Genomic DNA, 14,588 nt, shown 5'->3' with positions numbered 1-14,588 from the left:
AGGAAGGCCATCGAGCGGGCCCCTCGGACACCGGGAGAGTCGTGGGCGGTGCGGCTCACCCTTCCGGTGGGCCCGCGGAACCGACACGATCCTCGCCCGCCTCAGCGCGTCTCCCCTCGTTGAGGTTCAGCGAGCATCTACTGGTGCGTCGTTGTCGCCCTGGACGACGCTGTGAGAGCGTCGCTGGTCGAGGGCCACTTCGGGATGCTCCTGCCCTCGGGGAAGACCCGCGGAGACTTGCCCTCGCGCAGTGTCACCTGCACGGTTACGGCCGGAGCGAGCTCCTTGGGCAGGCGGCTTGTGACCGTCGCGTGTACCCACTTCGCGAGCGTGGCGTGATCGGCAGATGGCTGCCACGAGCCGCCAAGATCGTTTATGTGCCCGTAACGGAGATTCCTCTCGATCTCCGCGCGTGCCACGGCCAGGAGGTCAGATATCTCAGGGGTGAACTGATGATCCGGTGCGCTGCAGGCGATGGTGACCGTGTATTCGTGCATGTGAGTGCGGGAACAGATGTGCCAGCTGGGCAGTTTTGGCATCAGGTGGTGCATCGGGACGCTGTACTCGTGCACTGCAGTCAGCATGATCTCCTCCTCCGACGACGGGCCCAGTCTGACGCACCGTGCGGTGCGCCGCAGGTGATCTGCCGCATCAGCGTCGTGTCCCGCAAAGATGCTCGGTTGCTGCGAAAGCCAGCGGGAAGCCTGGCGGGGGTCGGTGAGATGACGCCGGGACGCCGGCACCCTGGAAGACTTCTTCTCACGCTTCGGGCCCGCGGCCCCCGACGAGGACGCTCTCGTCGGCACCGGCGCCGTGGACGAGGTCGTGCGAAGACGGCCATCGACAACAGGGCGGCGGGTGTGCCCGGGCGAGTGCGAGCACCTCGCTCGCACTCGCCTGAATCAGGTCAGCTGTACTCGCGCAAGCTCCCGGCGTTGATGCGGCCGAGGTCAAGCGTGCACAGCGTGCCCCAGTGGTCGCTGTATCCGCCGGGGTCGATAGTCCGGTACGAGGTCAGCGCGGGCACGAGCGCGGGCGTCACGTGCGTCTGGTCGGTGCGCAGAAGGCCGGCGGTGCCGGTGATCTGTCGTAGTGCCGGGTCGTTGTGGAGGTCGGCGAGGTGTGCGGCGACATCGGTCAGGTCGGCGTCCTGCAGGACCTGGCCCACCGTCCGGTCGCCTTGCCAGGGCTCGGACGTGGTCGAACGCCGAAGGCACCGGGAAGCCCGGTTGTACGGAGGGACGCGTTCCCAGTCGGGCTCGGGGTCACCGAGAGGCAGGTGGTTGATGTCGCCGCCGATCAGTCCGAGGCCGCCGTGCTTGTAGGCGCGCGCGCACAGCAGCTGTGCTTCCTGGGCGGCGGCCTGGGTGGCGTAGGGCGTCAGGTGGGTGCTGATCACGACGAGCGGTACGGGGAGGTCTATGCCCCGGGGGCGGACGCGCGGCGCGCAGTAGCCGTGGTGGAGGTCGGTGGTGCTGTACTTCGTCTCCACGCCGAGAACGTCCACCGTGTCCGGGTTCCAGGCCACCGCGACGGGGATGTTGCGGCTCGGGGCGACGGCCAGCCGCATGCCGAGTTCTGATTCGGCCGCCGTGACGGCCGTTTCCGTGGTCAGCCAGTTGACCTCTTGTAACAGCAGCAGGTCGGGCCCCAGGGCCCGGACTCCGGACGCGAGGTGCGTCCAGCGGCCCTCGGACGGTGCGTCGAGCTGCACGTTCTGGCTCATGACGGTGATCAGCACTGCGGTCTCCTTCGTGGTCGGGGATACGGGTGGGGTGGTGCGCTCAGGGCTTCAGGAATTCCGTTGCGCCGCGCAGCGTGGTGCGGAGCTGCTGCTGGGTGGCCCGGCTGTCGAGGCGTACGTCGAGGGCTCCGGGGTGAGGGCTGTCGGCCCGTCGCGCTGTGAGGAGGCGGGCGGGGTCGAGGCCGTCGCGGCGGGCGATGAGGACGCCGAGTTCGTGGCGTGTAAGGGCGTCGGGGCCGGCGAGGTGGAGGATGCCCGCGGCCCCGCCCGCGGCGATTTCCAGCAGAGCGGCAGCGAGGTCGCTCACGTGCACGGGGCACCGCACGTCGTCCACGTACAGAGCGCCGTCGCGGGCTCCGTTCGCGAGGTGATGGACCAGGCGTTCGTGCTCGGCGCCGGGACCGAAGATCAGGGAGGTGCGGGCGACGGCCGCCTGCGGGTGGACCGCGAGGGTGCCGGTTTCCGCTGCGGCCTTGGCGGCGCCGTACGGGGTGACGGGATCCGGGCGGCACGACTCGTCGTAGTACGTGCGGCTGGTACCGGAAAACACCGCATCCGAGGACACGTGCACCAGGCGAGCACCGTGGTGCGCTGCCGCCATCGCGAGGTGCACCGGGCCTTCTGCGGTGATCGCCCAGTCGGCCCGTCCGCTGGATGCGTTGATGATTGTGCCCGGCTTTACCTGTGTCAGCACGGTGTGGATGCTCGAAGGGTCACGCAGGTCGAGGTGGAGCCACGCGATGGCCGTGGCCTTGCTGTTCGGCTGGGTCGCGTACGTCGCGAGGGCACGGTGTCCGGCCGCGCTGGCTTGCCGGACGAGTTCGGAGCCGAGGAAGCCACTGCCGCCGATGATCAGCAGGGGCTGGTTCAGAGTGAGGGTCATCCTGCTCCTTGCGGGCGAGGGGCTGACGGGGTGAGCGGTCAGTGGAGCAGGAGGTCGGCGGCGGCGAGGATCGAGTGCAGCTGGAAGCCGCCGGGGCGTACGAGCGGGTACGGCGAGGGCCGCAGCGCATCGTCGGCGGCCTGCAGCCACTGCGCGAACAGCGCATCGACTTCCTCCCGTGCGGCACGGCGGGCCGCGTCGTCGCGGGGCGAGTTGTGGTGGCCGGAGGGGGTGTCCAGGGCGCGCAGGAGCATTCCGCCGGCGCGGAGCGGGGTGAGGTGGGCGAGGTCCTGGCCGTCACCGGCGTGGGGGTGGGCACGGTAGGAGCGGGCGATGGCCCGCATGATGGCGAGGGTGTCCGTGACAGCGGGCGCGAAGGGGCTGTCCGGAGGCAGAACGGTGCGGCGGATGATGTCGGTCAGGGCGTCCGCGGCTTGCTCCAGGTGCCGGGCGGCGCCGCCGACCGGGAAGCGGTGCGGGCTGGTGGACCACATCGGCATCTCGGGCATCAGCGCGTACCGGGCGCCTCTGCGGTGGGCGTAGTGCACGCTGCTGACCGCCGAGGCCGGGGGCTGTGCGGGAGGCGGCAGGACGTGGACGCCGGGGCCCGGGGAGGGCCAGCCGAGTGTGTCCGAGGGGTGTGCTTCCACGGGCAGGTCGTGGCGTGCGCTGGCCTGGTGCAGGAGGGGTACGAGTGCGGAATCGTCCTGGGCGGTGAGCAAGAAGGTGCCCCCGCTGTCGCTGTTGTGCAGGGAGAGGTACACGTGCGGGCGCACGGTGTCGATGACGCGGGCCAGCGCGGCGGCCTCGGGGAGCCGCGCGGCGGCCCCGGACTGGGGCAGGGCCCACTCCGCCTGGTCTGCCCGCGACGGGCGGAAGAACTGGCGGTGGTAGCTCTCCATCGGTGCACCGTTGTGCTGGGTCCAGGTGTTGAGCCGGGCTCCGTCGGGGTCGAGGCAGGGCATCAGGTACCAGGAGACCTGACTGCTTGCCTCGGGCCGTAGGGACAGGAGGCGGCCGAGCGCGGCGAGGACCGCGAGACCGATGTTCTCGTTGGGGTGCGGACCGCCGACGACCAGCACGCGAAGCGGCCCTCCCCGGACGGTGACGAGGTGCAGGGGGTCACCGCCTCGGGAGAGTCCCGCCTGTGCCATCGCCCAGGTATCGGCGTTCCGGTTGACCAGGTCGCGCAGGAGGACATGCAACTCCGTGACGGACGGCGGGCGGTGTATCCCGTGCCACAGATCGTCGGGTATCAGCTCCCGCAACGCCGGGCTCACGGTGGAGGTGGTGCCGATCATGCGTTGTTCTCCTGCGGGGCGGCGAGGGGCGGGTGGTGGTACGCGGTAAGCGAGGCCGGGGGGTGGTCGATTGGCAGGTCGGGCCGCCAGGCGGTGAGGACGTGGGCGGTGCATTCGAAGAGACCGTCGGGGAGGTGGCCGAGTGCCGTCCAGCGCCAGGACCCGATGCTCTCGCCGGGCTGGTCAGCCGCGGTCCCTGACCAGCGGTGCACGCGGGCGGCGACGGTCACCCGTACTACGCCGTCGACGTGGTCGACGAGGGTGCCCATGAGGGCGACGTCCGCCAGCGTGGTGCTCAGTCCGGATTCCTCGTGGAGCTCTCGGATGACGGCTTCTTCCAGCGTTTCGCCCGCCTCCACGGTGCCGCCGGGCAGTTCGTGAGTACCGCGGTGATGGCGGCCGAGCAGGATCTCGTCCCGGTGGTTGGTGACGATGATGCCGACGCCGAGCGCCGCGCGGGGAGTAGGCGGCCGGTTCGTACGGGGTCGGCTCGTCACCCTTCGCCCGCCGTGCCGGGGGCGGCGGCGGGCCGTGATGAGCTGCTGGATGACGGGGTTGCCGCTTTCCGGCGCCCGCAGGAGTTCCACGTTCTCGACGCGGAAGCCGTACTCGTTCAGGAGGTCCTCCCAGAGCGAGGTGCTCAGGACCCACATCTGTACCGGCAGCGGCGGGGTGTCGCGCAGACGGATGTGCTGCTCGCGCGGGGCGAGCGTCGTGGACGGGCCTCGGTCGTGCAGGTCGGTGTGCAGGACGGAGAAGACCAGCGGAGCACCGTCGCGCAGGCCCTTGTGTAGGGCCGGCAGTACGCGGTGCGGGTCGAGGTAGGCCAGGGTGCCGATGGCGTAGGCGGCGTCGAACGGCTCTGCGTCGGCGAGGTAGTCGACCACGTCGCCGAGAACGAACTCGACTCCTGGGGTGCCGTCGTGCGCATCGATGGCGCGCTGGTGCTGGGTGGGTGCGCACTCGATCGCGGTCACGAGCGCGTTGTGGGCCTGGGCAAGGTGTACGGCGTGGTGTCCGGCCCCCGAGCCGATGTCCAGGACACGTTTGCCACGGATCGGGCCGAGGACTTCGGCACCTGGACCGACGTGCGCCCAGAATCCCCAGCTGAGCCGCGACGGAACGGGCGGCGTGTAGCCGCAGTCGAGTTGCCGCTGGCCATAGACGGTCCAGCTTTGTTCCTGTGATGGGGGAGCGTTCAATGGGCCATCTCCTTCTAGGTTGTGGGAGGTTCAGGGGCGCAGGGTGTAGCAGCGGAGAACGTCGAGGTCGTCGGTGTGGACGGCGGACCATCCGGTTGTGAGGAGTTCGGCTTCCCCGGGGGTGATGCCGAGGTCCTGGTGCGGATCGGACGCAGGGCGGCGGCCGGCGATCTCGGTGACGACCCAGAAGCGGCCACCAGGGGCAAGGAGTTGACGGACCCGGTGCAGGAAGGCGGATTTGTCCGCGGCCCATCGGTAGACCAGGCGGCACGTCACCACGGCGTACGCGGAGTCGGGCAAGAGGCTGGGGTCGTCGGTGACGATGTCGCCGCACCGCCAGGCCGGGCCGCTGCTCCTGGTGGTGGTGTCCCTCGCTTCGGCGAGGGCGATGGCGCTGGGTGCGCAGTCGATCCCGGTGGTGTGGTAGCCGAGTTCGTGCTGGAGGTAGCGGGCGAGGGTGCCGTCGCCGCAGCCGATGTCCAGAGCGGGCCGCCCGTTGCCGGGGCCGATGCGGGCGGCCAGGAGGGCGGTTTCGGCCCGGAGGAGCGGGCGGTAGCGCACGCCGTCTGCCCAGAGTGGCTCCCAGTAGTCCCGCGGCGACTGGGTCATGTGTGCTTCCTCGGGAGTGGTGGGCGGTCTGGGGGATACGGTCTACGGGCGGGTGGCGATGATGGCCTCGGTGCGTACGAGCTCGTCAAAGGTGCCGCCGGAGTTGAAGTCGGTGAGGGCCTGGCGCAGGTCGCGCTCGAAAGCGTCCTTCTGATCGCCGAGCTGCGCGGGACTGCTGTAGCTGTAGGAGAACTGGAGGCCGATCACGGAGTCCAGGTCGCGGGTGATGGTGTGGTCCCAGGTGGCGACTTCGATGTGAGAGAACGGGGAACGGGCGAGCACTTCTTGGTGGCCCTCTTGGGGGTGGGTGTAGGTACCCGACCCGGCCCGCCGCTCGGGTCCGAGGTAGCGGGTACGGACCTCGGTGACGACGTCCAGCCAGGTGGGCGGTTCGATGGTGCCGGGGGCCGGCCCGCCGATCACGGCGACGGCTCCGCCGGGTGTGACGAGTTTGTCCAGGGAGGACAGGAGGGTGGCGCGATCGGTCCAGTGGAAGGATTGGGCGAGGGTAACGAGCTGCAGCGGTTCGAGGCTCAGGTCGTCTAGGTGGTGGGAGTCGCCGAGTCGCCAGTCGATGTTGGTGATGTCGCGTTCGGCGGCGAGCTTTCGGCCCTCGTCGAGCATGCCGGGATTGGGGTCCACGGCGATGACCTTGCGGACATGCTCGGCCAAGGGGATGGCGATGGCGCCTGTGCCTGTACCGAGGTCGAGGGTGATCTGGGTTTCGTCCAGGCCGAGTTGGGTGGCGAGATGAGTGATGAGCGCGGGTGGGTATCCGGCGCGGTGCCTGGCGTAGTAGGGGGCGGTGGAGGCGAAGAGCCGGGCGGGCGAGTGGTCGTCCACGGGAAGCTTCCTTGGGGCGGTGGGCAGTGGGCTGGGGGCTGGGTGGGGACGTGGTAGGCGGACGTCAGGTCCAGCCCATCGCGGTGTAGGACGTCCCACGGGCGACGGCGTCCAGGGCGGTGCGGGTGTAGGGCACCGTCGGTTCGGGGAGGGAGGCCAGCGGCCACCATGCCCACTCGGTACAGCAGTCCGGCTCCAGGACGGTGGGCTCGCCGTCCCACCTGGTTGCGGTGAAGAACAGCTGGATGCGCGGGATGGTGCTGCCGGGGTCGCGGAGGTCGAGGGTGTGCACGAGGGACAGATCGTGCTCGCTGACGGTGATTCCGGTCTCTTCCCGGGTCTCCCGGATCATGCAGGAGAGTGCCGACTCCGTGGCCTCGCGGTGTCCGGCCGGGAGGTGCCAGGTCGATGGGGCGAAGGCGCTGTTCGGATGGCGTTTTCCGAGCAGGACGGCCCCGTCGCGCAGCAGGACGAGGTGGGCGCCGATGATGCTTCGGCTGCGGTGTGCGGCGGGCTCGGTCACCTGCACGACGGGCAGGGAACCGGCCTTGTTTCGGGCGGGGTTCGGGTTGTTTTGGTGGGCCTGGAGCACGGCGAGGGTGCCGGGGTCCATGGCCATGTGCGCGGTCTCGGCCATCCGGGTCCAGCGCAACTGGATGCCCTCGCGCAGGTCGATCTCGTGCGCGGGGAGGTTGAGGGTGCCGTGGTAGACGCGGACGCGGTCCTTGAAGGCGCCGCCTGCGTCGAGAGTGTCCAGGGTGACGAAGCCGTTGAGGTCGGGAATCTCCAGGCCGGCCTCCTCGGCGAGTTCCCGCACGATCGCCTCGTCGCAGGTTTCGCCCGGTTCGGTGTTCCCCCCGAGGAGGGCCCACTGCCCCGGCCGCCAGATGGGCTTGTTCGCATCGCGCAGGTGGAGCAGATAGCGGCCCTGGTTGTCGGTCAGCAGCGCTGCGGTGCCGGGGACCACCGGCCAGTCGACCGTGATCACGGTGTGCCTCTTGGTGAAGACGTGCGGGGCCGTCGTGCTGCTGGGGTCCGGGGTACCTGTGCGGGGGCGGACGGTGAGGCGTGGGAAGGGGGCCGCGCGGTGATTGCGTTGCCAGTGCCTCACCTGCTCGGCCATCTCCTCGGCGGCCGAGTGGCCGGCGGGCCCGTACCCGTGGACGACGAACTCGTACAGCCCCGCCCCGTCCTCGCCCTCGCTGATCTTCTCGCTGGCCAGGCGGGCCAGTGAGGTACCGCGGACGAGCGCCGCGCTCGGCCAGTGCGGGGGCGGCGGGGTGAGGGTGGTGGTGTCGGGGTCGGCGGACAGGCGGCAGAACCCGGCGAGTGCCCCGGCCAGGTACAGCAGGAGCGCGTCGAAGGGCACTTGGCCGGGGACGGTGACGTGTGTCCGGACGGTGGCCGGGGGAGTGTCGACCGCCGGGGCGAGGCCGTCGACGGGCAGCGGTGTGCCGTCCTCGAAGGCGAGATGGATGCCGCGCCCGGGAATGGTGCTGCGGTGGCTGTCCCAGGCGCCGTCGCCTTGCATGGGCACGAAGCTGCACGAGGTCAGCGGCCCGTCGCTGGTCAGCACACCGTCCCGGTGGGTGAAGCCGATCGCCCACGTGTACTGGTGCAGGCGCAGCGGAGCGACCAGGCGGCCCCCGTCGGCCAGCAGGTGGGCCCAGGGCAGGTCCCAGGCGTTGACGGTGACGATCACGGCGTCGAAGCCGCCCTCGGGCACGATCTCGGCGGGCAGGTGCTCGGCGTCGGCGGTGACGACGCGCACCCGGCCGTATCCGGTCGCGGCGAGGTGCCGGGCGGCGCGGGCGGTGACCAGCGGGTCGATGTCGACGGTGGTGACGCTGCCCGACGCCCCGACGGCCTCGGCGATCAGGGCGGCGTTGTAGCCACCCGAGCCGATCTCCAGGACCCGGTCGCCGGGCCGCGGGCGGGCGGCTTCGAGCATGGTCGCCTGCAGCCACGGTGCGGAGATCGAACTGCTGGTCCGTCCGTTCGCTGCGTACTGGATCGGGATCACGTCGTCCGCGTAGGCGACCTTCACATCCACGTCCGGGGCGAAGGCGTGCCGGGGCACAGCACGGAACGCCTTCTCGACCGTGGGGCTGAGGATGCGGCCGTCGGCCAGGAGCCGGTCGGCGAGCTGCTCGCGCAGGGCGGCGGGGTCGACGAGTTGTTCAGCGGGGGGAGCCGACATGGAGACCTTCCGAGGGGGGTGGTGTCACGCGGGGTCGACGACGGTGCGCGAGCTGGGGCGGGGGATGCGGGTGGTGGGGGCGTACTGGTCGGCCTGCGCGGTGAACATGGCGGCGTACCGGCCGCCCGCGGCCATGAGTTCCTCGTGGGTGCCGGACTCGGCCAGACGCCCGTGGTCGAGGACGTGAATGCGGTCGGCGTGGCGCACCCCGGACATCCGGTGGGTGACCAGGACGACGGCCCGGTGCGGGGCGGCGAGGCGGCGGATCCGGTCGAACGCCTCGATCTCGGCTTCCGGATCGAGGGCCGAGGTCGGCTCGTCGACGATCAGCACGCTGTCCGCCTGCGAGGTCGTACTGCGCCAGTGAGTTCGAGCCAGGCCCACCTTCTGCCACTCCCCGCCGGAGAGCTCGATCGCTCCGCGGAACATGCGGGCCAGCAGGCTCTGCAGCCCGTCGGGGAGTTTCGCGATCACGGGCCCGGCACCGGCGTAGTCGATCGAGGGCTGGAGTTCCTTTGCCGTCGCGGGGCGATCGGGGCGGCCGAGGCGGATGTTCATGGCCGCGGTCACGGGCCAGCGCTGGAAGTCCTGCGTGAGCAGGGAGACCCGCGCGAAGACCTGGACGCGGTCGAGGCCGGCGACGTCGTGGCCGCCGTACCGCAAGGTGCCGTGCTGCGGCAGCAGCAGACCGGACAGGATTTTCATCAGGGTGGATTTGCCGCTTCCGTTCTCGCCGACCACGGCGGTCACCGATCCCATCGGCAGCGTGAGCGACACCCCGTCCAGCGCGGCTTCCTCGCGATCGGGGTACCGGTAGGTGACCTGGTCGAGGGCGACCTCGCCGATGCGGTCGGGGACATCGGCGCCGCCCGCCGGGATCACGTGCTGGGCTGCCTGGCTGATGAAGCGGCCGTGGTCGCGGACGTAGAGGGACTCCTCGTGCAGTTGGTTGATGTTCATCACCAGCGCGCCCAGGCTGGCCGAGCCGGTGCGTACCGCGATCACCGCGGTGCCCGCGACGGCCAGGCTCATCCGGCCCTCCAGGATCAGCCAGAACATCGCCCCGTACGTCCCTGCGGTCGCCAGCCCGGACAAGGCGGCAGCCACCCACTCGGTGAGCGCCTTGCTGGAGGCCAGCCGCTCCTGCTCGGCCTCGGCACTGTGCGCCATGTGCTCGTACCGGCCCAGCAGGAAGGCCCCTACGCCGTGGATGCGGACCTCCTGGGCGGCGGTGCGCTCGGTGAGCAGGTTCCCGATCAGGCGGCTGGCCCGTACGTGCTCGATCCAGCTCATCCTCGATACGTACCGCTCCTGCGCCACCCGCATCGCTCCCCAGCCCCGTGGGGCTGCGATCAGTACCAGCATCGGCAGCAGGACGGGGTCCAGGACGGTCAGTACCCCGGCCGTGGCGATCAGCGAGATGGTGCTGTTCAGGGCGGCGACGCTGACGCTGATCATGCGGCGTGCGGAGCCCGGCCCGTGCTGGGCGATGTCGATCAGCCGGCGGAAGTCCGGGTCGTCGATGGTTTCCAACTCGACCGAGGCGGCAGCGGCGAGGTACTGAGTGGTCGCGATCCGCTCCACCAACGGCTCCAAGCGCCCCGCCCGCGCGGTCGACCACCCTGCGAGCACCGAGTTCACGACCGCGATGGCCGCGACCGCGAGCAGGGCGGGCACGACGGCGTGCAGGCGCTCGACGGCAGTACCGGAGCCGCCCAGCAGCACCTGCATCACGGCGTTGACGGCGAGCAGGCCGACGGCAGCGGCGATGCCCTGCCCGACCTCGCTGGCCGTGACCGCAAGGAGCGCGCGCCGGTCGGCGGTCCACGCGATACGTAAGGTCCCACCGATCAACGACGGCATCGAGCGCAGAGCGGACAGCATGGTCAGATCGAGACCGGCGTGCTCGTGCGTCGACCACCCCATGTCGTACCGCAGCGGCCCGCCGAACAACTCCCGCTCGGCGTCGGACACCTTGGGCTCGGCCAAGCGGACCGGTCCGAAGAATCGCTTCACGAACTACCTCCTGCGCTCGTCCAGTTCACTGCTTGGTACGAAGGCCCCTCGGTCAGCAACCGGAAGACGGTGGCGGTGTCGGGATGGCAATCCGGCGGCGGATGTTCCATCGAGACCCAGAAGAGCTCTTCCTGCTCGTCCAGTTCGGCGCTGCGGGGTTCACCGGCCCAGGTCTGCGACACGAACACCACCGTGACCCGGTCCGCCCCTCCGGGCGTGCGGTGATGGACAAGCCCGACGAACTCCTGTTGCTCTGGGCTGATGTGGACACCTGCCTGCTCTTCTGCTTCCCGCCGAGCGGCGCGGTCCAGCGGCTCGCCCGCCCGCAGCGGACCCCCGACGAGCCTCAGCGAACCCGGTGCGTGCACCGCATCGGACGCCTGCCGGACGCACAGAGCCGACCCGTTCTCCCGCAACAGGACCTGGGCGACGCTCGCGGCAAGCAGGTGGGACGCCTCGTCCATCACCCGACCTCCCGCATCAGGCGCTCGACGGTACGCCGACCGCGCTCGGTCACGAAGGCATCGCCATGGCGCGGACCATAGGCCAGCGCACTGGCCGCATCGGCGGCGGAGAAGGCCACCAACGCGCGTTCCTCCACATCGGACAGAGGGCGCCCGTACCCGGCAAGCAGCGCAGCACGGAGTTCGGGATGGCCCGGCCAGACCGAGGTGGCGAGTTTCACGAAGTCCGCGACGACCGGCCCCGGCGCACTGCGCTCGAAGTCGATCAGGACGCAAAAGTGCCCATTCCACAGCAAGTTGCGTTCCCAGAAGTCCCCGTGGAGGAAGCCGGCGGGGAGCGGGCCAAGGGCGGGGAGGGTGTCGACGAGGCGCCGGAGCAGCTGTGCCTCGGCGGCGGACAGGTGGTCGCGGGCGGCGCCCAGGTGCTTGTCCAGCCCTGCCACTGTGGCTTCGACGGCGTGCGCGGCCTCGGCCTGGGCCCTAATGGTCGGGTATACGTCGTGGAGGCGGCGCAGGAGACGGCCCGCCTGCTCGTGTGCGGTACGACGCCTGCTGGGCAACGTCTCGCTCTTGAGCGGGTCGCCGTCCACGGCGGTCAGGATCATGGCGTACAGCTCGGCGGAACTTTCCTTCAGGACAGGCGCGTTCCCGCGCCCGAGACGCGGGACGGCCTCACGGTAGGCCCGTGTCTCGCGGGTGTAGGAGATCGGCCGGGGTGCCACCTTCACGAAGTACCGTCCGCTGCGGCCGGCCACCTCCCACACCGCCGAGTCCGCTCGGGCGTGCGAGGCGTCGCGGACGGCTCGCACCGCTCCCACGACCGACTCCACCCACGCCGCCAGAGGCTGCGGCAGGGCTGCGGCTTCCGTCATGCCCAGCACCTCGTATCCGGTCGTGATGCCCCGGCGAGGGACCCGGCGCAGCCGACGGCCCTGCGCCCGGACGGGCCCGAGACGGGAGCCGCATTTTCGAACGCAGGATGAACAAGAGCGGGGTTGTGCACGCGATGCATGTGGGCTCCTCGGGCGCGATGCGGACAGGTGATCGGGTAACGGGGGTGTTCCTGTCGCCGTCACGGGTGTGCGGGGGCGAAATCTAGAACGGAATATCGAGCTGGGTGCCGGTCCCAGGTGTGGCTGCGGTATCAGTGCCGTGATGCGGTGTTCGATCACTCCTGTGGGTGTGGTTCCTCCTTGTGGGGGATTGCGGGCAGGCATAGGGGGGCGGGCTCCGGACGGGCCACGTCGTCGGCGTAGAGAACGGCCTGGTGCTTCGGTGCGGAGCCGTCCGCGGCGCGTTCCTGGCAAGCGGCTTGTGCGGTCAGCGGGGAGGCCCGTGCGGGGTGGTGGACATGCCGGGGGAGCGACCGGGGCGCTCTGCGAGCTGTTTCAGCAGCGCCAGCCCGTGCCGGAAGTCAGCCGGTTCCTCGGAGAGGTTGATGCGCAGGAGCTGTTTGCCGGGGTAGAGGGTGTTCCAGGCGGCGTTGGTGCCTCCGTGGACCACGGTGGGGTTGAGGCGCAGTCCCCGTTGCCCGCAGTCGCTCACCCAGCGCAGGAAGTCCGCTTGGGGCGGGTGCAGTTCGGCGAAGGCGGAGTAGCCGGCGGCCGGGGCCAGGCCCTCGATCTGGCGCAGCGGCGATGCGGGGTCGGTGAGGGCCTCGGCGTTGTGGCGGAAGCGGTTGCCCATGGCGGTCAGGTGTGCGCGGGCTCGGTGGTGGATTTCCTCGTCGGGAAGGGCGGGCAGGTGTGCGCGGCGAACGCAGTCCTGGGCGATCTGGACGAGTTTGCCGAGGTGGTCGTCAGGTGCGTCGAGGAGGAGGAGTACGGAGACGTAGAAGAGTAGGGCGATTTCGCCGACGGGGTTGCCGCTCATGGCCAGCCGCTCGAAGTGGTCTCGGGACAGGTGCCCCAGCAGGGCTTTGTTCTTGGTGACGATGACGGCCGCGCGCAGGCCGGGCAGGGACAAGTCCTTGGATGCGGTGAGGATCAGCGCGGAGGTGCGCAGGTCGAGGCTGCGGACGCGCTCGCGGAGTATGTCCGCCGGCTGTGCTCCTGCTGCTCCGGTCTGGAAGGGGACGTCGACGACGGTGAAGTCCGGGGCGGGCAGCTGGGGGAGGGCGTGCCGGGCACCGGTGACGCCGTTGGGCAGCACCTCGACCAGACACGAGGAGGTGCCGGGTGGGGCTCCTGTGGTGTGGTGCTGGCCGTCGTGGCGGTAGTAGCCGGTCACGCTCGCGCCCCAGCGGACGGCGCACTGGTCGAAGGCGTAGTAGGACGGCAGCGGCAGGGTGAGGCTGTGACCGCTGTGCGCGAGGTGGGCGAGCGTCAGGCTGATGGCTTCGGTGCCTCCGCGGGTGAAGAAGACGTCGCGGGGCTCCAGAACGAGACCGAGGTGGGGGCCGAGGAGTTCCGCCATGGCCTGCCGTGTCCCGCCGCGTCGGGGGTCGCCGTAGCTGGAGAGGGTGCCGTCGCGGATGAGGCGGTCTAGGAGGCCGGAGAGGTATCCGGCGAGATCGGGCGAGGGCGGGAAGCGGTTGCAGCCTTCGCCGAGTTCGAGAGCGTCTGCGTCGTGGCAGCCTTTGCGCAAGGCGCCGAACGCGGAGAGGCACTCGGCCTGAGCGGGGGAGGGGGCGTGGTGGTGCACAAGCAGCTCCGGGGACGCCATGGGCCGGGGCGCTTCCGGGCTTCCGCAGTGCGGACGACGGCGAGATTACCGGACCGGCACTGTCGCGGGGGCGGATATCGGAAGCGGCGGCACCTCGTGTGTGGTCGGGGACCGGTCGGATGGGGTGTGGGCACGGGACAAGAGGATGCGGGCGGCGGAGACGAGGTCAGGTGTGTCGGCGGGGCGGTCGCGGCGTACCCAGATGGCATCGATGCCGCACCGCACCGCGCCCGCCGCATCGGCTTGTCCGTTGTCGCCGATCATCAGGAGGCGGTGGCCGGGGCTGGCGGCGGCGCGGGCGAGACGGAAGGCTTCTGGATGCGGTTTCTCGAAGCCGGTCGTGGCGGAGTTGAAGACGGCCCGAAACCGTGAGCGCACCTGCAGTGCGTCGAGGAGGTCGGGGAGTTCGGGGACGTGGTTGGACAGCAGGATGTGCTGCCATCCTGCCGCAGCCAGCTGGTCGAGGACCTCCAGAGACTGGGGGTACAGGCTCCACGCGGCGGGGTCGGTGTAGGCGACGCGGGTGGCGCCGGCGGCGGCCCGGGCCGGGGGGCATGCCGAGGCCGGTGAGCGCGGTGGTGACCACGGTGGTGATGTGCTCCCACCACGGGTCGGGGTGAGACAAATGCTGGTGGGGGAGGTCGGCGGTGTGCCAGGGGAAG

At 70.5% G+C, this 14,588-nt stretch carries 13 protein-coding genes; all 13 read right to left on the bottom strand.

All coding sequences use genetic code 11. From position 1 onward, the window contains the following. Window positions 1–137: 137 nt before the first annotated feature. The gene (locus ACIO3O_RS34740; RefSeq protein WP_401752865.1) at window positions 138–584 is read right to left on the bottom strand and encodes a 6-carboxytetrahydropterin synthase; all 447 of its coding nucleotides are present in this window, start codon (window positions 582–584) and stop codon (window positions 138–140) included. A gap of 323 nt (window positions 585–907) precedes the next feature. Beyond that, window positions 908–1,741 (bottom strand): hypothetical protein, encoded by an 834-nt coding sequence (locus ACIO3O_RS34735; protein ID WP_401752864.1) that lies wholly within the window; start codon window positions 1,739–1,741, stop codon window positions 908–910. Between the two features lie 43 nt (window positions 1,742–1,784). Further along, window positions 1,785–2,627, bottom strand: a complete 843-nt coding sequence (locus ACIO3O_RS34730; protein ID WP_401752863.1) for an SDR family oxidoreductase — start codon at window positions 2,625–2,627, stop codon at window positions 1,785–1,787. A gap of 38 nt (window positions 2,628–2,665) precedes the next feature. After that, window positions 2,666–3,928: a M14 family zinc carboxypeptidase gene (locus ACIO3O_RS34725; RefSeq protein ID WP_401752862.1), complete on the bottom strand. Its 1,263-nt coding sequence runs from the start codon at window positions 3,926–3,928 to the stop codon at window positions 2,666–2,668. Beyond that, entirely contained in the window at window positions 3,925–5,130 is a 1,206-nt protein-coding gene (locus ACIO3O_RS34720; protein ID WP_401752861.1) for a bifunctional class I SAM-dependent methyltransferase/NUDIX hydrolase, read from the bottom strand. Before ACIO3O_RS34720 ends, ACIO3O_RS34725 begins: the two co-directional genes overlap by 4 nt. Before the next feature lie 30 nt (window positions 5,131–5,160). Then, window positions 5,161–5,739 carry a class I SAM-dependent DNA methyltransferase gene (locus tag ACIO3O_RS34715; RefSeq protein ID WP_401752860.1) on the bottom strand — a complete coding sequence of 193 codons (579 nt, stop codon included), beginning with the start codon at window positions 5,737–5,739 and terminating at the stop codon, window positions 5,161–5,163. Between the two features lie 42 nt (window positions 5,740–5,781). Continuing rightward, window positions 5,782–6,582 carry a class I SAM-dependent methyltransferase gene (locus tag ACIO3O_RS34710; RefSeq protein ID WP_401752859.1) on the bottom strand — a complete coding sequence of 267 codons (801 nt, stop codon included), beginning with the start codon at window positions 6,580–6,582 and terminating at the stop codon, window positions 5,782–5,784. 64 nt (window positions 6,583–6,646) lie between these two features. Beyond that, a complete protein-coding gene (gene fxlM, locus ACIO3O_RS34705; protein ID WP_401752858.1) occupies window positions 6,647–8,782 on the bottom strand; it encodes a methyltransferase, FxLD system in 2,136 nt (711 codons plus the stop codon). Window positions 8,783–8,806: 24 nt separating this feature from the next. Beyond that, window positions 8,807–10,798: an ABC transporter ATP-binding protein gene (locus ACIO3O_RS34700; RefSeq protein ID WP_401752857.1), complete on the bottom strand. Its 1,992-nt coding sequence runs from the start codon at window positions 10,796–10,798 to the stop codon at window positions 8,807–8,809. Further along, complete coding sequence (locus tag ACIO3O_RS34695) at window positions 10,795–11,262, bottom strand: NUDIX domain-containing protein (protein ID WP_401752856.1); 468 nt, start codon at window positions 11,260–11,262, stop codon at window positions 10,795–10,797. The genes ACIO3O_RS34700 and ACIO3O_RS34695 overlap by 4 nt, the downstream gene beginning before the upstream one ends. Then, entirely contained in the window at window positions 11,262–12,134 is an 873-nt protein-coding gene (locus ACIO3O_RS34690) for an aminoglycoside phosphotransferase family protein (protein ID WP_401752855.1), read from the bottom strand. The genes ACIO3O_RS34695 and ACIO3O_RS34690 overlap by 1 nt, the downstream gene beginning before the upstream one ends. A 448-nt stretch (window positions 12,135–12,582) precedes the next feature. After that, on the bottom strand, window positions 12,583–13,926 hold the full coding sequence (locus ACIO3O_RS34685; RefSeq protein ID WP_401752854.1) for a hypothetical protein: 1,344 nt from the start codon (window positions 13,924–13,926) through the stop codon (window positions 12,583–12,585). 45 nt (window positions 13,927–13,971) lie between these two features. After that, window positions 13,972–14,415 carry an HAD family hydrolase gene (locus ACIO3O_RS34680; protein ID WP_401752903.1) on the bottom strand — a complete coding sequence of 148 codons (444 nt, stop codon included), beginning with the start codon at window positions 14,413–14,415 and terminating at the stop codon, window positions 13,972–13,974. Window positions 14,416–14,588: the final 173 nt, after the last annotated feature.

It is taken from the genome of Streptomyces sp. NPDC087440 (genome assembly GCF_044744005.1).
GTDB lineage: Bacteria > Actinomycetota > Actinomycetes > Streptomycetales > Streptomycetaceae > Streptomyces.
This window is presented reverse-complemented; position numbering and strand designations above follow the sequence as displayed.